Origin of the sequence: Pseudomonas sp. MPFS (assembly GCF_022537035.1) — a bacterium.
Lineage (GTDB): Bacteria > Pseudomonadota > Gammaproteobacteria > Pseudomonadales > Pseudomonadaceae > Aquipseudomonas > Aquipseudomonas sessilinigenes.
This window is the reverse complement of record NZ_CP066123.1, coordinates 385566-406261: the sequence shown is the minus strand read 5'-3', so window position 1 is coordinate 406261 and position 20696 is coordinate 385566. Positions and strand designations below refer to the sequence as shown.

Here is a 20696-nt window from a genome sequence, read left to right as displayed (position 1 = left end):
GCGGCAGGCCCGGGCGGCATCCCCTCACCGGCCGGAACAGCGCTGCTGCGTCGGCGCGCTGGTGTGCAACGCCAAAGGCATGCTGGCCCCCGGCTTGCTCAGGGGCAGCAGCTGGTACACGGTGAATACGCACAGCGCCTCCACCTCGCCGCCGGCCACCGGAATGTAGTTCAGGCCGGCATAGACCTCGTAGCTCTTGCCCGGCTCGAACACCACCACCTTCTGTACCTGCGGGCAGGTGCGGTAGGCATTGCTGGTTCCCCCGGCCGCCACCCCGCCGCCCTCCAGCAGGAACGGACGTCCGGCGGGCACGCGGTATTCGGTGGCGATCTCGGAGTATTCGCCTTCACCGCGGCGAATGGCTCCGGGGTAGTCCGGCAGCTTCGGGGCGAATCGCGGCAGCATGTCGATCTGCCGCGGGGCCTCGGGAAACTGTGGATAGTTGACGTTCGCCCGGTGCTCGCTGCCAAAGCGCCCAGCCTTGGCCAGGCGCTGGTTGTCGCCGATGCAGCCGGCATAGGCCCCACCACGCACTTCACCGTTGGTGATCACCCGCAACTGCGCGACCGATGCGCCCAGGGGCGGCTCCGAATAGGGCTCCACCGGCTTGACGCTGCACGCGCCAAGCGAGCCCAACAACGCCACCAGGGCCAGACTTCTGACATTCATCGCTACTGCTTCCTTTGACTGATTGCGCCTCGTGGCCCGGGCAGGCTATCGGCAGGGATGGCACAGACTTCATGGCGGCCCGGGCAAAACCACGCCACCGGGCCACTTGCGTGAAAACACAAGCCAGCTTGCGCCTGCCGGGATGTATCCCGGCCAATCCACGATCTACCCTGCGCTCACCTGCCTGCACAACAAGAACAACCAGGGAGCACCCGTTATGGCACTCGATTATGCGGTCATGTTGGTCTACGTCCTGTTGATGGCCGGCCTTGGCTGGTGGGGCATGCGCAAAGTGCGTAACCAGGACGATTTCCTGGTGGCCGGGCGACGCCTGGGCCCGGCGCTGTACCTGGGCACCCTGTCGGCGGTGATGCTCGGCGGCGCCTCCACCATCGGCTCGGTACGCCTGGGCTACAGCTACGGAATCTCCGGGTTATGGCTGGTGTTCATGCTGGGCCTGGGGATCATCGTCCTGAGCCTGGTGCTGTCCCGGCAGATCGCCCAGTTGCGGGTGTTCACCGTGACCCAGATCCTCGAACAAAGGTACCAGGCGTCGTCACGCCTGATCGGCGGCTGCGTGATGGTGGCCTACGACCTGATGGTGGCGGTCACCGCGACCATCGCCATCGGCTCGATCACCGAGGTGGTGTTCGACATCCCACGCATCCCGGCGATTCTCTGCGGCGGCGCACTGGTGATCTTCTACTCGGTGATCGGCGGCATGTGGTCGCTGACCCTCACCGACATCATCCAGTTCGTGATCATGACCCTGGGCATCTTCTGCGTCCTGCTGCCCATGAGCGTCGGCCAGGCCGGCGGCCTCGAAGCCATGCAGGCGAGGTTGCCGGCGGGGTTCTTCGAGTGGGGCAACATCGGCCTGGACACCCTCCTCGCCTACTTCCTGCTGTACTTCTTCGGCGCGCTGATCGGCCAGGACATCTGGCAGCGATTGTTCACCGCCCGCAGCGAACGGGTGGTGCGCTACGCCGGCCTCGGCGCCGGGATCTACTGCATGTTCTACGGCGCCGCCTGTGCCCTGGTGGGGGCCGCTGCCAAACTGCTGCTACCGGACCTGGCGGTGGCCGAGAACGCCTTCGCCGAAGTCACCCGCAACGTATTGCCGGCCGGACTGCGCGGGCTGGTGGTGGCGGCGGCCCTGGCCGCCATCATGTCCACCGCCAGTGCCTGCCTGCTGGCCTCGGCCACGGTGCTCAAGGAAGACATCTACAGCCGCTTCCTGACCCGTGGCCAGGAAAACCACCTGGCCAGCAGCCGCTGGATCACCCTCGGCCTGGGGGTGGCGATGCTGCTGATGGCCTGCCTGGTCAACGACGTGATCGCCGGCCTGAGCATCGCCTACAACCTGCTGGTGGGCAGCCTGCTGGTGCCGATCATCGGCGCCTTGCTGTGGCGCCGGGCCTCGGCGGCCGGGGCCATCGCCTGCATGGTCAGCGGCAGCCTGACGGTGATCGGCTGCATGGCCCGCGACGGCATCCTGGCCAACACCCCGATCTACTACGGCCTGGGCGTCAGCCTGCTGACCTTCGTCGCCGTCAGCCTGATGAGCCAGCCGGCACCGGCCCTGCGCAGCACCGCCGATTGATCCCTGAATCCACAACGAGGAATCGCCCATGTCCCAGTCTTTCCCGCAGCCGGTAGACGCTGCCCTGGTCCCGCGCTTCGCCGGTATTCCAAGCTTCATGCGCTTGCCGCTGTTCGACGACCCGGCGCAGGTACAGATCGCCCTGGTGGGGGTACCCTGGGATGGCGGCACCACCAACCGCGCCGGGGCCCGCCATGGCCCGCGGGAGGTGCGCAACCAGTCGAGCCTGATGCGCAAGGTGCACCACGTCAGCCGCATCGCCCCCTATGACCTGGTGCGGGTCGGCGACCTGGGCGATGCCCCGGTCAACCCCATCGACCTGTTGGATTCGTTGAAACAGATCGAGGGGTTCTTCAGCCAGCTGCACCAGGCCGGCGCGGTGCCGCTGTCGGTGGGTGGCGATCACCTGGTGACCCTGCCGATCTTCCGGGCCCTGGCCCGCCAGCGGCCGATCGGCATGGTGCACTTCGATGCCCATTCCGATACCAACGACCGCTACTTCGGCGACAACCTCTACACCCACGGCACGCCCTTTCGCCGGGCCATCGAAGAGGGCCTGCTGGACCCCAGGCGCACGGTGCAGATCGGCATCCGCGGCTCGATCTACTCGGCCGACGACGAAGACTTCGCCAAGGACTGCGGGATCCGCGTGATCCACATGGAGGAATTCGCCGACCTGGGCGTCGAGGCGACCCTGGCCGAAGCCCGGCGGGTGGTGGGTGCCGAGCCGACCTACATCAGCTTCGACATCGATGTGCTCGACCCGGCCTTCGCCCCGGGCACCGGTACCCCGGAGATCGGCGGCATGACCACCCTGCAGGCCCAGCAGCTGATCCGCGGCCTGCGCGGCCTGAACCTGGTAGGCGCCGACGTGGTGGAAGTCTCGCCGCCCTTCGACCTCGGCGGCGCCACCGCCCTGGCCGGCGCGACCCTGATGTTCGAGCTGCTGTGCATCCTGGCCGAGTCGGTGGCGAACCGGGGTTGAGCCGGATCCAGGTTTTTTTGCTCGCACCCGATACCCGGGGGCCAAGTTCCTGTGCACACTGCCGGGTATCTTCCCGGCAGGACCGCCAGGTCCCCAGGTACGCGCCATGCAGTACGACGAACTCAAGGCATGGACCCAGGAAATCACCCAGGTCCTGGGCCAGAACCCCGGCCCGGCACAGTTGCTGGCAACCAGCCAATGGTTGCAGCGACTGTGCCAGGTGGACCATTTCGTGCTGTTCATCTACCAGGGCAACTACCGCCCGCTGTCGCTGTTCGACACCTTCACCGCGCACAAGCGACAGTGCTTCGTCGACGACTACCAGACCGGCCCCTATCTGCTGGACCCGCTCTACCTGGCCTGCAGCAACCAGCTGCATCAGGGCCTGCACAGCCTCAAGGAGCTGGCGCCGGACCACTTCTATCTCAGCGAATATTTCCTGAGCTACTACCACCGCCTGGGACTGACCGAGGAGATAGCCTTCTTCGTCGACCTGGATGACAGCAGCACCGGGGTGCTGTCGCTGATGCGCAGCAGCGAGCACAGCGACTTCAATGATCAGGAGCGCCAGTTGCTCGAATGCGCCGAGCAGGTGGTGAGGCTGGTGGTGCGCAGCGCCTGGAGCCAGCATCGGTTGTCCAATCCACGTCCGGCCCTGGAAATGGACCATGCCATTCGCCAGGCCTTCGAACGCTTCGGCGAAGGCCTGCTCACCCTGCGCGAATGTGAAATCGCCAGGCTCTTGCTGCGTGGCCACTCCAACGACTCCATCGCCCAGCAGCTGTTCATCAGCAGCGGTACGGTGAAGATCCATCGCAAGAACCTCTACACCAAGCTCGAGATCGGCAGCCAGTCGGAGCTGCTGGGACTGTTCCTCGACAAGCTCACAGCCTGCTGATCCCTGCTTCCCGCGCCGCCCTGGGCAATCTATCCCTATCGGGATATGTACAGCCCGAAAGCCCTGCTGATAGCGTCCCTACATCCCGTCGCGCCAGTAGCCCCGGGCTTGCAACTGCAGTTGGGTCGTTACCAAGAACAACAAGAAACATCCACTGAGGTAGGCACATGAGCAACTTGAAACTGAACCGCAGCCTGGGTTTCTGGGCGGCCTACTCGACCTCCGTCGGACTGGTGGTCTCCGGCACTGCGATGGTGGCGCTGGCCAACGGCTACGGCGTCTCGGGGCCGGCATTCAGCATCGTAGCCCTCGGCGCACTGTTGGTGATCCTCTGCGTCGCGCTGTCCTATTCGGAGCTGGCGGCCATGCTGCCCGGGGCCGGCATGATCGGTGAATACACCCTGCCCGCCCTGGGCAAGCTGCCGGCCCTGTTCGCGGTGCTGGCCGGCTACATCGTCCTGGTGGGCACCGATGGCGGGACCAACATGATCATCGGCGGGCAGTCCCTGGAGCGCTTGACCGGCGCTCCCTGGTACCTGTTCTCCCTGGGCATCCTGGCCTTGCTGGTAGCGATCAACCTTAAGGGCATCGAGGTCTTCGGCCGGGTCCAGACCACTCTGGCGATTACCATGATGCTGCTGCTCGGGGCCGTCGGTGCCTGGGGCCTGACGGGCTTCGGCACCCTGGAACCGCTGGAGCAGCAACCGGCTTTTTCCCCGGTGCCGGTGAGCCAGCAGTTCAGCCACTTGAGCCTGGCCATCTGGCTGTTCATCGGCATGGAGTTCGTCGCTCCCCTGGCCGAGGAAGTGAAGAACCCGGGACGCACCATTCCCCTGGCGATGATCGTCGGTTGCGCCAGCATCTGGTTCGTCGACCTGTTGTTCGGCCTGAGCATCACCCGCTACATCGGCCTAGACGCCCTGGCGGCCTCGACCATTCCCCACGTCGATGGCGCAGCGGCCATGCTCGGCACCCCGGGCCTGATCATCATGGGCGGGATCTCCATCCTGGCCGCGGTCACCACCTGCGATACCTACCTGGTGGCAGTACCACGCATGCTCTACGGCCTGTCCCGGGAAGGCCTGCTGCCAAAGATCTTGTGCTGGTTGCATCCGACGGCGCGCACGCCATGGTTCGGTATCTTCTTCGTGGTGGGGCTGATCATGATCGTGCTCCTGTATGCCATGGCCAATCATGCGGACATTGCCCTGATCACCATGATGATCAGCGTGGCCTGCACGACCTGGCTGCTCAGCTACGTGATCGCCCAGATCGATGTGCTAGTGCTGCGCAGGCGTTATCCACAGGCGCGACGCCCATTCAAGACACCGTTCTATCCCCTGCCCCAGGTGATCGGTATCGGCGCCTGCCTGTACATGATCACTACCCTGGTCAGCGATCCACAGGTGCTGTTCATCGCCACCCTGTGCGCGAGCCTGATCATCCTGTTCGCCGTCCTGTACCTGAAAAGTACCGGGCAAGCCTTGTTTTCCCCGCCGTCCCTGGAAGAGGTGCTGCGGCGTATCGAGGAACGCGCCGAGTCGTCATCCGTGGGCAGCCACGGCAACAACTGCGCCCAACTGAAACTGCAGTAGCCGGGGATCATCGCCATGAACCTGTATGCCGCTATCGACCGTCATGCCCAGCTGGCTCTTAAAGGGACAGCCCAGCGCTTCAGCGCCTATCTCCAGCCTCGTGACTCGAACCGCCCCTACTGCCTGGAAAGCCACGGACACAAGCTGGCGGCAGACGACCTGAGCCTGCAACAGCAGTTGGCCAGCAAACTGTTCGGACGCATCTACAGCCTCAGTTGGCAGTGGCACGTGCCCATGGAGCTGGGCCGACGTTCCATGCACATCCGCCTGAACTACCGAGGCTGGCGCCAACGCAACCGCCAGGCCGCGTTTGTCGGCAAGGACTGTCCGGCGTCGTTGCTCGCCGCCCTCAATCGCAGTCCGGTGCTGTTGCCGCTGTGCCTGGCCATGGAACTGGGCGGGCTGGAGATTCACTACCGCGCCCAGGAGCGCCGTTGCGATGTGTTGCTGCGGCCAAACTACGGCGACTTCGTCTGGCTGCTGATGCCGCCGCTGAAGTACATCCGCCAGCCATCGCAAGCCGAAGTCGACAGCACCATGCTGCTGATCCATGAGCTCTCGACCCTGTTGCGCCACCACCTGGAACCGCCTTGCGCCGAGTGCGGCTGATTCGCTCCTTCGCTCCATGAATCCATGACAACCGGCTGCCGGGCCCTCGGCTACCGAGGCGGCCTGCTGCCCCTGCACAACACCACAATAACCAGGAGTACCACCATGAACGACCTGCAATCCAAAACCATGCAAGCCGCCGTGCTGCGCGAACTGGGCGGCCAGTTGCACCTTGAGCAGGTGGCGATCCCGCAACCTGGCGCCGGCGAGGTGCTGATCAAGGTGGTCGCCTGCGGCGTCTGCCACAGCGATGTGCACGCCTGCGATGGCGACTGGCCCAGCCCGCCGGTCCTGCCATTGATCCCCGGCCACGAAGTGACCGGCCACGTGGTGCAGCTGGGCGAGGCGGTGCAGGGTCTGGAGGTCGGGGACGCAGTGGGCGTCCCCTGGATGTTCAGCGCCTGCGGTGCCTGTGAATACTGCCGCGCAGGGATGGAGACCATCTGCAAGCATGGCGAAGCCACCGGCTACAGCAAACCCGGCGGCTATGCCGAGTACATGGTGGCGCCCGCGGCCTTCGTCGCCAGGGTCGACCCGGCTGCCGACCTCTACGCCCTGGCGCCGATCCTCTGCGCCGGGGTGACGACCTACCGCGGCCTCAAGCGCTCTGGGGCACGCCCCGGACAGTGGGTGGCGATCATCGGCATCGGCGGCCTGGGCCACGTGGCGGTGCAATACGCCAAGGCCATGGGCCTGCGCGTCGCGGCGGTGGATGTCTCACCGGAGAAACTCGAACTGGCCCGCAGCCTGGGCGCCGAGCGCCTGTATGACGCCAGTCGCAATCCCCAGGAAGCGATCCAGGCGCAGCTGGGCGGCGTGCACGCGGTGCTGGTGACGGCAGTGGCCAATCAGGCTTTCGAGCTGGCGGTGGAACTGCTGCGCCAGGGTGGCACGGCGATCTACATCGGCCAACCCGGAGGCAAGGCCGATCTGGTACGCAACTCCATCGACCGGGTGGTCAATTGGGAGCTGACGATTCGAGGCTCCAATGTCGGCACCCGCCAGGACCTGCATGAAGCGGTTGAATTCGCCACCAACGGCCTGGTCAAGGCCACCGTGACCATGACACACCTGGGGGAAATCAATCAGGTGTTCGGGCAGATCCGCAGCGGCGCGGTGGTTGGACGCAAAGTGCTGAAGATCGCCTGAACCCAAGCATTGGGTACTTCCCCGCAGCAGCACACAAGGAGTCTTCCATGCTCAAGCAGCTCTACATCGACGGGCAGTGGGTAACCCCGGCCCAAGGTGGCCATTTTCCGGCCATCGACCCGGCCACGGAGGAAACCCTGCAGCAGGTGGCCGCTGCCACCGCAGAGGACGTCGACCTGGCGGCGCAGGCCGCGCGCCGGGCCTTCGACCAAGGCTGGGGCCAGACCAGCGGCGCCGAACGCGCCGGTTGGCTCGAGGCCCTGGCGGACGAGTTGGCGCGCAAACACGAGGCATTGGCCATTCTCGAAACCTGCGACAACGGCAAGCCATTGCCCGAGGCCCGACTGGATATCAGCGACAGTATCGATTGCCTGCGCTACTACGCCGGCCTGGCCAGGGAGCTGGACCAGCGCCAGGACCAGCCACTGGAGCTGCCCGATCCGCGCTTCAGTTGCCGCATCCGCCATGAACCGGTAGGCGTGGCCGGACAGATCATTCCCTGGAACTATCCGTTGCTGATGGCCGCCTGGAAAGTCGGCCCGGCCCTGGCGGCCGGTGCCACCTGCGTACTCAAGCCCTCGGAGCTGACCTCACTGACCGCCGTGGAGCTCGCCGTGGCAGCCAACGACATTGGCCTGCCCGCCGGCGTCCTCAATGTGGTGACCGGCCTTGGCCATCAGGCCGGAGCGGCGCTGAGTGCCCACCCACAGGTGGACAAGATGGCCTTCACTGGCAGCGTTCCCACTGGGGCGAAAATCATGTCGGCGGCGGCGGCCGAGATCAAGAACATCAGCCTGGAACTGGGTGGTAAGTCGGCATTCATCGTCTTCGACGATGCCGATGTGGAAGCTGCGGTGGAATGGATCATGTTCGGCATCTTCTGGAACCAGGGACAGGTGTGCAGCGCTACTTCGCGCCTGCTGGTCCAGGAAGGCATCGCCGCCCGGCTGACCGAACGCCTGGTGGAAGCAGCCCGCGACATCCACATCGGCCCGGGCCTGCAACCTGGCGTGCAACTGGGCCCGCTGGTCAGTGCCGGCCAGTATCGCAAGGTCATGGCGATGATCGAACAAGGTACCCGGGACGCCCGTCTGCTCAGCGGAGGCAAGCGCCCGGGGCACCTGCCCGCAGGTTTCTTCGTGGAGCCGACGATCTTTGCCGAGCCCGCCACCGATAGCAGCCTGTGGCGTGACGAGATCTTCGGTCCGGTGCTATGCCTGAAACGCTTCAAGACCGAAGCCGAAGCCTTGCAACTGGCCAACGACAGCCGCTTCGGCCTGGCCGCGGCAGTGATGTCCGCCGACCTGGAGCGCAGCGCCCGGGTAGCCAATGGCTTGCGAGCCGGCATCGTCTGGGTCAACTGCTCACAACCCACCTTCACCCAGGCGCCTTGGGGCGGGATGAAGCAGAGCGGCATCGGGCGCGAACTGGGGCGCTGGGGGCTGGAGAACTACCTGGAGATCAAGCAGGTGACCGAGTACCGCAGCCAGGAACCCTGGGGCTGGTATCTCAAGCCATAACCCCAAAAAAGCGCCTTGCCCGGCGACGAGTGATCGCCGCCGGGCAAGGCGCCTTGGGTGCTGCGATCAACCTTGCAGGGCTTGCTTGAGCGCTGCCAGGCCATCGGCGTAGATGGTGGTGAACAGCTCGATGGCTTGTTCGTCGCTGATGCCGGCTGGCACGAACGAGCCGGACCACTCGACGCGCGAGCCCTTGCCGTTCTCTACCACGCGCAGGGTCGACTGGTAGTCACGTACGGGGGCTGGCCCCTGGAGGATGGTGTAGCTGTAGCTGCGCCCGGCTTCGTTGAAGTCCAGCAGGCGCTCGATGATGGTGTCGCCTTCGGCGCTCTTGAGGCTGCGGACCCGGCCGCCTTCGCTCAGGGCGCTCTGGGGGATGAAGGGCAGCCAGTCGGGCAGCGAGTCGAAACCGCCGATCAGTTGCCAGACGCGCGCAGCGTCGATGTTCAGTTCGATGGAAGCTTTGGCCTGGGCCATGATGATTTCTCCTGGGGCAACAGCCCCTCAATAAGGTCGTAAACGCTTGCGACAGGGCCGCCAGGCGGCCCCGCGCGGGTAGGATCACTGGGCTGGAACAGGCGCCACTGGGTTGATCAGGCCCTGCTCGCGCAGGTTCTGCCAGAAGGCGGCCGGGATCACCGCGCTCATGGCGGCGTGGTCTTCATTGGCGTGCAGTGGGCGGGTCGAACCGGGGATCACCGAAACCACCGCCGGGTGAGCCAGGGCGAACTGCAGGGCAGCGGCCTTGACGTCCACATCGTGGGCACGGGCAACGGCGCGGATGCGCTCCAGCTTGGCCAGCACTTGCTGGTTGGCCTTCTGGTACTCGAAGTGCTCGCCACCGGCGGTGACACCCGAGCTGTACGGACCGCCGACGACGATGCCGACACCTTGCTCCACCGCTTGCGGCATGACCCGTTGCAGGGCGCGGTCGTGGTCCAGCAGCGAGTAGCGGCCGGCCAGCAGGAAGCCATCGGGACGTGGTTCGTCCAGGTCCAGGGTCAGCTCGATCGGCTCGACGCGGTTGACGCCCAGGCCCCAGGCCTTGATCACACCTTCCTCACGCAGGCGGGAAAGCACGCGGAAGGCGCCGGTACGGGCGATTTCGAACTGGGTCAGCCATTCGTCGCCGTAGAAGTCCTGGGCGATGTCGTGGATCCAGACGATGTCCAGATGGTCGGTGCCCATGCGCTTGAGGCTGTCTTCGATGGAGCGCAGGGTGGCATCGGCGCTGTAGTCGTTGACGATGCGGTTGCGGTTGCCGTGTTCGAACAGGCCGCTCTTCTCACCCAGTTCACGGGCGGCAGGGTCTTCCAGTTCGTCGAGGATGATGCGGCCGACCTTGCTGCTCAGTACGTATTCGTTGCGTGGGCGCTTGGCCAGTGCGGCACCCAGGCGGCTTTCGGAGAGGCCGGCACCGTAGAAGGGTGCGGTGTCGAAGTAACGCACGCCGTTGTTCCAGGCGGCATCGACGGTGGACTGTACTTCTTCGGCGGATACGGCGCGGAACATGTTGCCCAGTGGGGCGCTGCCGAAACCCAGGCGGGTTGGGATCAAGGATTTGAGGCTCATGGATTGCTCCTGGTTGGGGGGAGTCGCTTGTGAACTCCAGTGAGCGCATCCTAAAACCGGCCAACCGAGACCGTCCAAGTCATAATTCGACAGACTTAAGACCAAACAGGTCAAATCGCTCTAGGACCGCTTCCCGCCCCCATCCAGGTCCCTCCAATTTCAGCTTGCCGCCCCCGCCAGCACCATCTCGCGGAAATCCCCAACGATCGGCCGCAGGTCGACACGGTGCCAGGCCGCCCACAGGCCGGTGCTCTGCTGCAACCAGGGCAGCTCGCGCAGGACCACGTTCGGGTTGCCTTCACCATTGATGCTCTGCTGGATCAGCGCCAGGCCCAGGCCGGCGGATACCAGGCCCAGGGCGCTCAGCGGCTCGGCGGCTTCCAGGCGGATCTGCGGGGTGAAGCCCGCGGCCACGCAACTGGCCAGGAAGCGCTCGCGCCGGCTGGGCTGCAACTGGCCCTCGACCATGATCCAGTCCTGCTCGTGCAGGTCGGCCGGTTCGATGCTGGGCTTGTCCGCCAGGGGATGCCCCAAGGGCAAGGCCAGGCGCAACGGGTCGTCGAACACCCGGGCGGCCAAAAGCTCCGGATCGTCGGTGGCCGGCGGTTCGCAGACCAGGGCGATGTCCAGGCTGCGTTGGCGCAGCCCTTCGAACTGCTCCTGGGCCGACAGGTTGTACAGCGCGATATGGATACCCGGGCGCTCCTCGCGCACATGGCGCAAGGCACCGGGTAGCACTCCGGCATGGATCGCATGGCTGACGTAGCCGATGCACAACCCACCCGTCTCGCCACGCCCCAGGCGCCGGCCCAGGGACTCCAGGCGCTCGGCATGCTTGAGCAGGGCCCGGGTCTCGTGGAGGAAGGTGCGACCGTCGGACGTCAGGCGCAGGCGTTGTTGGCTACGCTCGAACAGTTGCAGGCCGAGGCGCTCTTCCAGCTGGGCGATCTGCCGGCTCAGCGGCGATTGGGAGATGTGCAGTTGCTCGGCCGCCTTGCCGACGTGCTCGACTTCGGCGACGGCAACGAAATAACGCAATTGTCTAAGATCCAGCATATGACCCTCAGGGACTCAAGTATGACCAATTAAGTCATATACGATCTTACTGGCGTTCAATAGGATGGCGCCATCTCGAATCGATCACCGGCACAGGTCTTGTGCCCCCCAAGATGAGGAATCCGAACATGCAAATCGATCTGGGCGGCAAGACCGCCATCATCAGTGGCTCCACCGGCGGCATCGGCCTGGGCATCGCCCGTAGCCTGGCGGCCTCCGGCGCCAGCGTGGTCATCGTCGGCCGCAACGCGGCCTCGGTGGCAGAAGCCGTCGCCGGCATCCACGCCAGCAACGGCAGCGCCCGCGGCGTAGTCGCGGACCTCGGCACCGCGGCCGGCGCCGATATCCTGTTCGCCGCCGAGCCCCAGGCCGACATCCTGGTGAACAACCTGGGCATCTACAACGATGTCGACTTCTTCGACACCGACGACCAGCAATGGATGGATTTCTACGAAATCAATGTGCTCTCCGGCGTGCGCCTGTCCCGCCACTACACCCCGGGCATGGTCGAGCGCGGCTGGGGCCGGGTGATCTTCCTGTCCTCGGAATCGGGCGTCGCCATCCCGGCGCAGATGATCAACTACGGCGTCACCAAGGCCGCCAACCTGGCCGTCTCCCATGGCCTGGCCAAGCGCCTGGCCGGCACCGGCGTGACCGTAAACGCGATCCTGCCGGGCCCGACCTTCACCGAAGGCGTGGCCAACCTGGTGGCCGACGCGGTGCGCCAGTCCGGCCGCAGCCCGCGGGAAGAAGCCGACGCCTTCGTACGCCGCGAGCGCCCCAGCTCGATCATCCAGCGCGTGGCCGAAGTCGAGGAGGTGGCCTCCCTGGTGACCTACATCGCCTCGCCATTCTCCTCGGCTACCACCGGCGCGGCCCTGCGCGTGGACGGCGGCGTAGTGGACAGCCTGGCGATCTGACCGGGCGGCAGGGCATCCGCGCTCGATCCTGGAGCGCAGGTCCCTGCCCTCCCCTGGGACCTACGCAAAAATAGTCAGATTTCAGGGGTTTACAGAACCCCGCCAATCGCTATAATCGTCGCCCTAACACGCCGGTATAGCTCAGTTGGTAGAGCAACTGACTTGTAATCAGTAGGTCCCGGGTTCGACTCCTGGTGCCGGCACCATATAAGACAAAGCCCTCGCAGCGATGCGAGGGCTTTGTCGTTTCCAGGATCAAGAAATCCTGTCCCAATGCCTTGAGCACGGTTTTGATCTCGGTGCCCGAGAGCTTCAGCCCCGCCCCTGCCCCCACGCCACGCCAGCCTCTGGCTTCACCTGTGAAGCCGCGCCCTGTCTGAAACCACGCGGATACTGTTGCTGGTTCGCCCCTTGTGGTTGCTGCGCGGTCGTCGGTACGGCTGTGTCAAACGTTTTGCGCTAGTGTTTCCCTGCGGACCAGGACGGTCCTTTGACGCAGGTGCAAACGCTCATGGCCCACCCAACGCCCTCCATCAAACTCAGCACTCTCCAGCAACTCGCGCCCTACTTGAGCCTGCACGGGGTATCGCCGCTGGAGTTCTTTCGACGTTACGGTATTTCCCCGCAGGTTTTTCAATACCCGGATGCCTGGGTGCCGCGAGCGACCTGCTTTCATATAGCCAGTGAAATGGCCGCGCTCACACAGGACCCCTTCGCAGGTGCAACGGTGGGGCATTTGATCGAGGTACGCTCGCTCGGGGCCTGGGGCGAGTTGATCCTGGGTTCGTCCAATCTCGCTCAGACGTGCGCAGTGGCGGCGATCCATACGAACTTACTGCATCAAGGAAGCGACGTAAGAATCGTCACCGAAGGCCGTACGCTGAAACTGATCCGGCAATCCACCGGACAGCACGGGGCGAATCCGAAGCAGGTCATTCTCGGCACTCTGGCGCTGCTAAGAAAAGTACCGCTCATGTCCGGTGAGCCAAGCGCCGTCCGTGTGCATTTGCAAAACCCGAGGCGACGAGGAAATGAGGCGCTGGAGAAATACCTGGGGCCGAATCTGCACATGAACGCGCAGCACAACATGATCGAATTCGATCGCGAGCTGCTCGACATCTCTCTACCGCTCGGCCGGGATGACGCCTGGAAAGTCACCGAGGCCTTGAAGTCGACCGCGAAAGCCGCCGGCATGCTTATCGAACGGATCGGGGATCAGGATCGATCCACACTTGCCGCCATAGCAAGAAACCTCGGCTTGTCTTCCCGCACGCTACAGCGTCGCCTCAAATACTGCGGCATCGACTTCGAAGAGCTGCGGGACAAAACCCGTCGCAGCGAAGCGCTACAACTGATTGCCAGCGGCAAGTACAGCGCAACCGAGATTGCCTACATGGTTGGCTACAGTGACCAAGCGCACTTTACCCGAGCCTTCAAACGCTGGACCGGAAGTTCACCATCGCGCTACAGCGCGCTTTTGAAAGATGATCGTTAACCTCTTCGCCTGGCCCTCTCCCACTATCGGGCACCTTGCAATGGCGCACTTCGCGGTACTTGCTGGTTGTGCTTTTGGCATCAAATGGCAAGTTTCCAGAGGGGGGCTCTTATAAAGTCTGAAAGGAAATGCCCACTTGAAAGAGCTAGAGGTCTACATGCCCGATTTATCAACGGCCTGTATCGTCGCCCTGACGCTGGCCACTTTTATCAATGCACACGCTCAGTCATCCGCTGACGCGACGGTGCGGGTAGATGGCGATAACTTTGCTCGTGCCGAGTCCGATCTTTATATGGGGCGGGCTCAGGCGAGCCAGATACAAGTGCGTGATTCCCTGGCTGTTCTGGGTTCGTCCCCTCCCGACTACAACCAGGCCTTTGGCCCTAAAGGCAGGGTCGATCCGATCCGCCACCTGCTCGGTGGTTGCGACGCAAAGGTCGTTAATTGTCTGGTTACGACACCCGGCTGAACTATAGCGCCAGACTCTATCTACCAAACAACGAACTACTGCGCGGCAAAGGAGGTTTCCCAAACCAGAACCCGTCGATTTATAAGTTTGACTATTCGAGCAAAAGTGAGTTTGCCTGATCGATAGGCCACGGCCATCGGTGTTAATAACGAAAGGAGTTCACCATGAAGAAAGTAATGCTTTGTTTCGCCTTGTTATTTAGCTTTACATGCAGTTTTGCTATGGCAGCAGACCGTCCCAGCTATCCCTTTAATGATAAAATCGCCAGTGGCTTGTCGCGCCACCATATTATTCCGTGGGAAGAACTGGTCAAGTTTGGTACCGACAACTTCACCAGCGATGCAGACAGAACGGACTTGATCAATGCCATTATCGGTACCCGTACTGTCAATCTCGGCTCATTCCAGAACAATGTACCGCAGTTGGTCGCCGGACTGCATACGCCGCAAAACCCCGAGGCCGTAGAAGTCTGGCAATCATTACTGGCCTGGACTCAGGGGAACCTGGTCGTGGGAACCAATACTCGCCCAGATGACCCCGGTAGCAAGTTTGATCAGGTTGCCTATAACTGCCTGAAAGTTGTTAACCACGATGCGGCCTATACCGTTATTTTTGCTGACTGGAAAGATCCGGCAGCGACCCCTGCAGAAAAAAAGGAGTATTTCCTGACCATGGCAGCGCATGACATCGCGGATGCCGCAGGCCAGCCATGCTGGAAACCTTGATCTCATTCATCATGACGCGCAGGAAAAAATCATGGCTAATATTATTACGATAGGCAGCATTACAACCCCTAACCCTTTTCTTTGGTTGAATCCGGACACATTGGGCCTGCCCGATGTCGTCTACGTCATTCAATCAAATGCTCCCAAAGGCGACTGGGTAGATGTAGGGCAGTTCTGCGCTGTGCTATCCAGCGCCTGGCTCAATGATGCAAAACATCCGGCAAAGTTCGACATTTGCAATTTTGACGATCCGGGCAAAATCCAGTTGGCTCAGCAAGTGATTGATGCATCCAATAGTTTGGCCTCACAAGTAAAAGCGGCGGAACAGGCGATACACGGCAAGTCCAAGTCGAAGGACCAGGTTACCCAGGACTTTTCGACATACAACACCGGCACTAAAATCTGGGCGGGAAATGATAGGCATGTCATCGGCATCTACATCATCAGCGCCACACAAATGCAGGTTTATGATTCGAATCTAGGCACCGCAACCCAAAAGCCGCGCACCGCCTTTGCGCAAGTAGTGGCGGATTATCAATTGAACGCTTTTGTAGTGGCTGCTGCTTAATGTTGACAGGCGATGCGCATAAAATGCGCATCGCCGCTTTTTAAATTATTTGGTTAGCGTTTTAACGGCCGAGCGTGCTGCATTACAGGCAAGATCAAAACCGCATTCCAATGCAGGAATGGGTGATGAGCGCATCCCCCTTCTTGCTGCATCACAAAGACAGCCATGCCCGCACCGACTCTATCCCAGCGACCGAGCGCTGCTGCGCTTACCAGACCAAATAACGCGAGTGATCAATAAGGCCAGTATTTCTCAGTGAAACTCTAACGGGCTGTATCCACATAAAACCTAAACACCCAAGAGTTGGGAGTGCCTACAGGGCCAGGCTCCCCCCAGGCATGCGCTTCATGCTCCAATAGCCGCCGATTCCAGTTGCACGCAGGCCCCCCATGAAACCCATCGCAGCATCCATCCTCGCCCTGTTGCTCCACTCCATGCTGTTCAGCGCCCCGGCTGTGGCCGGCGATGCCGAAGTCGGCGCCAAGCTGTTCAAGCGCCTGTGCAGTGGTTGCCACAATATCGGGCCCTCGGTGCGCAGTTCGTTCGGTCCAGAGCTCAACGGCATCATCGACCGCCCGGCCGGCAGCGCCCAGGACTACCAGTATTCGACAGCGATGAAGTCCTCGGGCATCGTCTGGACCCGGGACAAGCTCACCCAGTACCTGCAAGATCCCAAGGGCGTGGTGCCCGGCACCCGGATGATTTTCTGGGGCTTGAGCGACGAAGAGAAAATCGACAACCTGCTGGCCTATCTACAGACCTTCCCCAATCCCTGATCCCGTTTCGCTTCCCTACAAGGATGTTTCGATGAAGCTTTCCCTGCTGTCCCTGGCGACCGCCGGCCTGGCCCTGGCCGTGCTCGCGCCGCAAGCGGGCGCCGCCGGTTTCGACTGTGCCAAGGCCTCGACCTCGGTCGAGAAGGCGGTTTGCAACGCGCCTAAGCTCTCCGCCCAGGACGATGAATTGAATCGTCGCTACAACGGGCTCAAGCACCTGCAGGTGTTTCGCCTGCTGCAAGTGAGCTGGCTGCGCGAGGTCCGCGATACCTGCACATCGGACGACTGCCTGGAGGGGGCCTACCGCGCCCAGTTGAAGATGCTCGCGCCGCTGCCGATCCCCCCGGTTCCGAGCAAGAAGGAGTTGCTGCCCATGGACCCGACGCGCCAGTACCGTCTGGATGAAGCCGAGCACTGGCAGCGCTTCCCGTTGGCGGCCTTCCCTGCCGTCCCCCCTCGGGGTGACAAGCAGATCGTCGACGCCCAGGTGATCGATGGCGTGTTGCGCGTGGTGCTGTTCACCGGCCTGTACCAGCGGGACCAGGGCGGCTTTGTCGGGACCTTGTATGAATATGCCGATGACCAGCCGGGCCTGTATCCCATCGCCCGGGACATCGCCTTCACCGGCTGGGCCGCCCAGGGCAACAATGACCAGGGCCTGCGCTTCGCCGGGTTCGACAATGGGCTGCTGTACTACCGCCAGCGTATCGGTGGCGACCTGCAGCAAAGCATGACCTACCGCCTGGGTTCACGCAGCGCGCCCGAGGCCAGCCTGAAGTCGTACCAGACGCCCTCCAATACCCTGCGCCATGCCCGGGCGCGGGTGGGCCAGGACCTGAATGTGGATAACTACAGCCTGTCCCTGGACTACGACCAGCAGAGCCACAATACCTACAGCGAGAATGTCACCGCGCACAACGACACCGAGGATGGCTGGAGCATCGTCAACCCGACCTGGAGCGCTACCCGCCCGATCATGTACTTCGATAACGAAGGACCGCGGGCCTGTATCTGGCGAGTCGACACGCAGTACAAGACCCTGTTCAAGATCGTGCCCGAACACGATGCCGTCTCGGCACGCCCGGTGGATATCCATGGCCGCGAGGCGGTGGTGTACCTGGAAGGGGACCAGCTGAAGTTCGCCTTCAAGTACGACGACTGAGGGCAGGTGCCAGGGCAAAAAAAGGCTCGTCAATGACGAGCCTTTTTTCATGGCGCGATCCGCATCCACCTCAAGGCAGGCTGATCTTGTACTCGGCCAGCTTGGCCTGGTGCTGGGGTTCGACGTATTGCTGGTCCACCAGCTTGGCGAACGTGCTGAAGTCGCCGCGGGCATCGTCGGCCAGGCCCAGTTTTTCGTAGGCAAGGCCCCGGTGATAGAACGCCCAGGCATAGTCAGGCTGGCGTTGCAGGCCAGCGCTGTAGGCCTCGGCGGCCTCGCGGTATTGCCCCAGGTCGTAGAGCGCCTGGCCCAGGTGGTAATAGGTCGGCATGTTGAAGCCGGCGCCCTTGCCGGCTTCGCCCAGGTTGGCATCGAGGTTGGACTGCACCAGTTCCAGGGCCTTTTGCGGATTGCCGGCCTCACGATACAGGCGGCTCAGGTCCAGCACCGCACGGGCATTGGGCGTGCCGTCCAGCTCGATGGACTTTTCCTTGGCCGCGATGGCTTGCCGGTAGCGCTTGAAATTGGCGTAGGCATCGGACTTGAGCCAGTAGACCAGGCTCTGCATGGGCTTGGACAACTGGTTCTTCTCAAGGCACAGGTCGGCCTCTTGCAGCACCACGTCGAACTTCTCGGCCTTGGCGGCCTGGCCCACCAGGCGGCAGTGAGCGTAGTTGATCTGATCCTGGCTCTGCAGGCCGGCACACCCGGCGAGGAGCAGGGAACCCAGGAGCAGGAGCGCTCCACGAACCATCGATGTAGGCATGTTGTTCAATCCAGCAGGTGAGCGTTGAGGTCGGGACGATAAACCTGCAGCAGCGGTGCGGTGACCGTGCCCTGCAGGCTGCAGAAGAGGGTGGTACGACCGGCGATAGGCCCGCGCTCGATACCCTTGTCGATGCTCAGGACGCGCTCGACGAAACCGAACGGCGTAGCCACGCCGCCCCCGGCCAGGCCCTGGGTCCGCCATTGCAGGATCGGGTCGCCGATCCGCCTGATGTCCACACGGCTGAGCGCACTGCGATCGTCCTTCAGGCGGGCGTTGTCCACCAGCAGCGGCTTGAGGCTTGCCACCACCTCGCGGGGTTCGCCTTCGGCGACAAAGCCCCAGAACAGGAGGTTGCCCGCCGACTTCAGCGACATGGCTTCGTTGTAGTAGCCCACCAGGCGCACACCGTTGACCACCAGAGGCTGTTCGAACGCCTGGTAGCGACCACCTTCCTGCAACGGATTCAGGATACGGGGCGCCTTGACCGTGCCGTACTGGGCAAGGTCCAGGGTGCCAGCCGGCAGCCGCGCGGTGTTCAGGCTCTGAAAGAACTGCGCATCGCAGCGGGAAAAATCGCTGAGCAATTGCTCGGGCGAGATCGCTTGCTGGCCCTGGGCGATGCTGGCGACACCCAGCAGGCACAGGCCGGGCAATAGGGAACGGAACATCGAGATCATCCGTGACGAAAAAGGGGACGGACTGTAGCAAGATTGATATCACCCAGCTACACAGCAGCGGGCAACTGCCCGGCATGAAAAAGCCCCGAACCAGTCGGGGCTTTTTTGCATTGCGCCACCTGCAACCAGGCGGTGATCAGGCGTTCATCAGAACACGTTGATCGGGTAGTCGACGAATACGCGCAGCTCGTTGCCGCTGTCGTTGTACTCGCTGGACTTCTGCGATACGCGCAGGATCGAGCTGCGAACCTTCACGCTCAGGTCCTTGGCTGGGCCGCTCTGCACCACGTATTTGAGCTGGTTGAAGATTTCCCGCTCAGTACCGCCAGAGGACGTCGAAGTGGTGATGTTGTCACCGCGCACGTAGGCCACGTTGTAGGTCAGGCCCGGTACGCCGAAGGCGCCGAAGTCCAGACCGTAGCCCAGCTGCCAGCTGCGCTCGTCTTCGGCGTTGAAGTCGGACCAGTAGGAGTTGGCCAGGTAGATGGTGTTGCCGCCATCGCCCACGCGACGCTGCTCACGCTGGTAACCGCCATAGGCATAACCCAGGTGGCTGTCGCCGGTGCTGCGCTGGTGCGCCAGGGTGAAGGAGTGCGGGCCGGTGGCGTAGGTGGCTGCCAGGCTCCAGATCTTGTTGTCCTGGCCGCCGGCGTTCTTGAACTCGGCATAGGACTTGTCCAGCTTGGTGCGGTAGCCGTTGAAGTCCAGGGTCAGGGACTGGTCGGTGGCCAGCGGGAACACATAGTTCAGGTTCACGTACTGCTTCTTCAGCACGTCTTCGACGTCGGAAGCGTACAGGGCGCCCTTGAACTGCTCGGTGAACTGGTAGCTACCGCCCAGGACGTTGATCGACTTCAGGCCACCGCTGTCACGACCTTCAGCGCTCTTGCGCGATTCGGCGGTGAAGCGCCCGGCGTTCAGCTCCAGGCCCTTGATCTCCTTGGAGGTGATCAGGGTACCGGTGTAGCTTTCCGGCAGCAGGCGCGCGTTGTCGTAGTTCAGCACCGGCAGGGCCGGCATCTGGTCGCCGTAAGCCAGCACAGTGTTGGAGAAACGGAACTTGACTGCGGCGCCAGCCTTGGCCAGGTCGCCCGCAGGGGTCTTGTTACCGTGTTCACTGCGCTTGAAGAAGTCGATGCCCTGGCCGCCGCTGTGGCTGCCCTTGTCCAGGCGCAGCGCGTACAGGCCAAAGGCATCGACGCCCACGCCCACGGTGCCCTGAGTGAAGCCCGACGAGAACGTACCGATGGCTGCCTGACCCCACTCACGCTGGTCGTCGTTACCATCTTTCTTGTCACGGTTGATGTAAGCATTGCGCAGCAGCACTTTCAGGCTGCTGTCTTCGACGAAGCCCTTGGCGTCGGCCTGGCCGTCGGCCATGGCTTGTGTAGCGCTCAAAATCCCCAGTGCAATCAAGCAGATCCGCTGTTTAAACATTTTATTTTCCTTATTACGGTTTGATGACGCGCTGTGAGCTCT

Annotated in this window: 21 protein-coding genes and 1 tRNA gene; 15 read left to right on the top strand and 7 right to left on the bottom strand. The window is 62.9% G+C overall.

What is annotated here, in order from left to right; all coding sequences use genetic code 11:
- Positions 1-24: 24 nt before the first annotated feature.
- Complete coding sequence (locus tag I9018_RS01750) at positions 25-669, bottom strand: amidase (RefSeq protein ID WP_124345523.1); 645 nt, start codon at positions 667-669, stop codon at positions 25-27.
- A 217-nt stretch (positions 670-886) separates the two neighbouring features.
- Here I9018_RS01750 and I9018_RS01745 point away from each other — a divergent pair, with 217 nt between their 5' ends.
- From I9018_RS01745 to I9018_RS01715, 7 genes are all read left to right on the top strand, one after another.
- The gene (locus tag I9018_RS01745; protein WP_241108595.1) at positions 887-2272 is read left to right on the top strand and encodes a sodium:solute symporter; all 1386 of its coding nucleotides are present in this window, start codon (positions 887-889) and stop codon (positions 2270-2272) included.
- Positions 2273-2300: 28 nt separating this feature from the next.
- Positions 2301-3257, top strand: coding sequence for an agmatinase (speB, locus tag I9018_RS01740; protein ID WP_068589559.1), 957 nt, complete (start codon positions 2301-2303; stop codon positions 3255-3257).
- A gap of 106 nt (positions 3258-3363) precedes the next feature.
- Positions 3364-4155 (top strand): helix-turn-helix transcriptional regulator, encoded by a 792-nt coding sequence (locus I9018_RS01735; RefSeq protein ID WP_241108594.1) that lies wholly within the window; start codon positions 3364-3366, stop codon positions 4153-4155.
- 167 nt (positions 4156-4322) lie between these two features.
- Entirely contained in the window at positions 4323-5750 is a 1428-nt protein-coding gene (locus tag I9018_RS01730; RefSeq protein ID WP_241108593.1) for an APC family permease, read from the top strand.
- A 15-nt stretch (positions 5751-5765) separates the two neighbouring features.
- On the top strand, positions 5766-6359 hold the full coding sequence (locus I9018_RS01725; RefSeq protein WP_068589568.1) for a DUF3156 family protein: 594 nt from the start codon (positions 5766-5768) through the stop codon (positions 6357-6359).
- Positions 6360-6464: 105 nt separating this feature from the next.
- Positions 6465-7508 carry a zinc-dependent alcohol dehydrogenase gene (locus I9018_RS01720; RefSeq protein WP_068589571.1) on the top strand — a complete coding sequence of 348 codons (1044 nt, stop codon included), beginning with the start codon at positions 6465-6467 and terminating at the stop codon, positions 7506-7508.
- A 47-nt stretch (positions 7509-7555) separates the two neighbouring features.
- Positions 7556-9028, top strand: coding sequence for an aldehyde dehydrogenase family protein (locus I9018_RS01715; RefSeq protein WP_068589574.1), 1473 nt, complete (start codon positions 7556-7558; stop codon positions 9026-9028).
- 66 nt (positions 9029-9094) lie between these two features.
- On the opposite strand, the gene I9018_RS01710 is transcribed toward I9018_RS01715, so the two are convergent.
- The 3 genes from I9018_RS01710 to I9018_RS01700 all read right to left on the bottom strand — a co-directional run bounded on the left by I9018_RS01710 (position 9095) and on the right by I9018_RS01700 (position 11656).
- Entirely contained in the window at positions 9095-9505 is a 411-nt protein-coding gene (locus I9018_RS01710) for an SRPBCC family protein (RefSeq protein ID WP_022639208.1), read from the bottom strand.
- Between the two features lie 84 nt (positions 9506-9589).
- Entirely contained in the window at positions 9590-10600 is a 1011-nt protein-coding gene (locus I9018_RS01705) for an aldo/keto reductase (protein ID WP_103324651.1), read from the bottom strand.
- A 159-nt stretch (positions 10601-10759) separates the two neighbouring features.
- Complete coding sequence (locus tag I9018_RS01700; protein ID WP_068589583.1) at positions 10760-11656, bottom strand: LysR substrate-binding domain-containing protein; 897 nt, start codon at positions 11654-11656, stop codon at positions 10760-10762.
- Between the two features lie 128 nt (positions 11657-11784).
- Between I9018_RS01700 and I9018_RS01695 the strand changes: the two genes are divergently transcribed.
- From I9018_RS01695 to I9018_RS01660, 8 genes are all read left to right on the top strand, one after another.
- Positions 11785-12576, top strand: a complete 792-nt coding sequence (locus tag I9018_RS01695; RefSeq protein ID WP_022639205.1) for an SDR family oxidoreductase — start codon at positions 11785-11787, stop codon at positions 12574-12576.
- Positions 12577-12706: 130 nt separating this feature from the next.
- Positions 12707-12782 (top strand) — tRNA-Thr (locus I9018_RS01690).
- A gap of 305 nt (positions 12783-13087) precedes the next feature.
- Complete coding sequence (locus tag I9018_RS01685; RefSeq protein ID WP_241108592.1) at positions 13088-14071, top strand: AraC family transcriptional regulator; 984 nt, start codon at positions 13088-13090, stop codon at positions 14069-14071.
- Positions 14072-14207: 136 nt separating this feature from the next.
- Positions 14208-14540 carry a hypothetical protein gene (locus I9018_RS01680; RefSeq protein WP_241108591.1) on the top strand — a complete coding sequence of 111 codons (333 nt, stop codon included), beginning with the start codon at positions 14208-14210 and terminating at the stop codon, positions 14538-14540.
- A gap of 164 nt (positions 14541-14704) precedes the next feature.
- Positions 14705-15265 (top strand): hypothetical protein, encoded by a 561-nt coding sequence (locus tag I9018_RS01675; protein WP_241108590.1) that lies wholly within the window; start codon positions 14705-14707, stop codon positions 15263-15265.
- On the top strand, positions 15234-15833 hold the full coding sequence (locus I9018_RS01670; RefSeq protein ID WP_241108589.1) for a hypothetical protein: 600 nt from the start codon (positions 15234-15236) through the stop codon (positions 15831-15833). Before I9018_RS01675 ends, I9018_RS01670 begins: the two co-directional genes overlap by 32 nt.
- Before the next feature lie 389 nt (positions 15834-16222).
- Positions 16223-16609, top strand: a complete 387-nt coding sequence (locus tag I9018_RS01665; protein WP_068580251.1) for a cytochrome c family protein — start codon at positions 16223-16225, stop codon at positions 16607-16609.
- 31 nt (positions 16610-16640) lie between these two features.
- Entirely contained in the window at positions 16641-17771 is a 1131-nt protein-coding gene (locus tag I9018_RS01660) for a hypothetical protein (RefSeq protein WP_241108588.1), read from the top strand.
- A gap of 70 nt (positions 17772-17841) precedes the next feature.
- Here the strand turns inward: I9018_RS01660 and I9018_RS01655 are convergent, their stop codons facing one another.
- From I9018_RS01655 to I9018_RS01645, 3 genes are all read right to left on the bottom strand, one after another.
- Positions 17842-18537 carry a tetratricopeptide repeat protein gene (locus I9018_RS01655; protein ID WP_241108587.1) on the bottom strand — a complete coding sequence of 232 codons (696 nt, stop codon included), beginning with the start codon at positions 18535-18537 and terminating at the stop codon, positions 17842-17844.
- Positions 18538-18542: 5 nt separating this feature from the next.
- Positions 18543-19208 (bottom strand): hypothetical protein, encoded by a 666-nt coding sequence (locus tag I9018_RS01650; RefSeq protein WP_225926552.1) that lies wholly within the window; start codon positions 19206-19208, stop codon positions 18543-18545.
- 156 nt (positions 19209-19364) lie between these two features.
- Positions 19365-20654, bottom strand: coding sequence for an OprD family porin (locus I9018_RS01645; RefSeq protein WP_241108586.1), 1290 nt, complete (start codon positions 20652-20654; stop codon positions 19365-19367).
- Positions 20655-20696 lie beyond the last annotated feature (42 nt).

What these genes read in the sequence shown, in the direction of transcription:
- I9018_RS01660 (WP_241108588.1), top strand. Translation starts at nt 16,641, where the DNA reads ATGAAGCTTTCCCTGCTGTCCCTGGCGACCGCCGGCCTGGCCCTGGCC.
- I9018_RS01730 (WP_241108593.1), top strand. Translation starts at nt 4,323, where the DNA reads ATGAGCAACTTGAAACTGAACCGCAGCCTGGGTTTCTGGGCGGCCTAC.
- I9018_RS01750 (WP_124345523.1), bottom strand. Translation starts at nt 669, where the DNA reads ATGAATGTCAGAAGTCTGGCCCTGGTGGCGTTGTTGGGCTCGCTTGGC.
- speB (WP_068589559.1), top strand. Translation starts at nt 2,301, where the DNA reads ATGTCCCAGTCTTTCCCGCAGCCGGTAGACGCTGCCCTGGTCCCGCGC.
- I9018_RS01725 (WP_068589568.1), top strand. Translation starts at nt 5,766, where the DNA reads ATGAACCTGTATGCCGCTATCGACCGTCATGCCCAGCTGGCTCTTAAA.
- I9018_RS01745 (WP_241108595.1), top strand. Translation starts at nt 887, where the DNA reads ATGGCACTCGATTATGCGGTCATGTTGGTCTACGTCCTGTTGATGGCC.
- I9018_RS01655 (WP_241108587.1), bottom strand. Translation starts at nt 18,537, where the DNA reads ATGCCTACATCGATGGTTCGTGGAGCGCTCCTGCTCCTGGGTTCCCTG.
- I9018_RS01665 (WP_068580251.1), top strand. Translation starts at nt 16,223, where the DNA reads ATGAAACCCATCGCAGCATCCATCCTCGCCCTGTTGCTCCACTCCATG.
- I9018_RS01670 (WP_241108589.1), top strand. Translation starts at nt 15,234, where the DNA reads ATGCCGCAGGCCAGCCATGCTGGAAACCTTGATCTCATTCATCATGAC.
- I9018_RS01675 (WP_241108590.1), top strand. Translation starts at nt 14,705, where the DNA reads ATGAAGAAAGTAATGCTTTGTTTCGCCTTGTTATTTAGCTTTACATGC.
- I9018_RS01710 (WP_022639208.1), bottom strand. Translation starts at nt 9,505, where the DNA reads ATGGCCCAGGCCAAAGCTTCCATCGAACTGAACATCGACGCTGCGCGC.
- I9018_RS01695 (WP_022639205.1), top strand. Translation starts at nt 11,785, where the DNA reads ATGCAAATCGATCTGGGCGGCAAGACCGCCATCATCAGTGGCTCCACC.
- I9018_RS01685 (WP_241108592.1), top strand. Translation starts at nt 13,088, where the DNA reads ATGGCCCACCCAACGCCCTCCATCAAACTCAGCACTCTCCAGCAACTC.
- I9018_RS01650 (WP_225926552.1), bottom strand. Translation starts at nt 19,208, where the DNA reads ATGTTCCGTTCCCTATTGCCCGGCCTGTGCCTGCTGGGTGTCGCCAGC.
- I9018_RS01720 (WP_068589571.1), top strand. Translation starts at nt 6,465, where the DNA reads ATGAACGACCTGCAATCCAAAACCATGCAAGCCGCCGTGCTGCGCGAA.
- I9018_RS01645 (WP_241108586.1), bottom strand. Translation starts at nt 20,654, where the DNA reads ATGTTTAAACAGCGGATCTGCTTGATTGCACTGGGGATTTTGAGCGCT.
- I9018_RS01705 (WP_103324651.1), bottom strand. Translation starts at nt 10,600, where the DNA reads ATGAGCCTCAAATCCTTGATCCCAACCCGCCTGGGTTTCGGCAGCGCC.
- I9018_RS01715 (WP_068589574.1), top strand. Translation starts at nt 7,556, where the DNA reads ATGCTCAAGCAGCTCTACATCGACGGGCAGTGGGTAACCCCGGCCCAA.
- I9018_RS01700 (WP_068589583.1), bottom strand. Translation starts at nt 11,656, where the DNA reads ATGCTGGATCTTAGACAATTGCGTTATTTCGTTGCCGTCGCCGAAGTC.
- I9018_RS01735 (WP_241108594.1), top strand. Translation starts at nt 3,364, where the DNA reads ATGCAGTACGACGAACTCAAGGCATGGACCCAGGAAATCACCCAGGTC.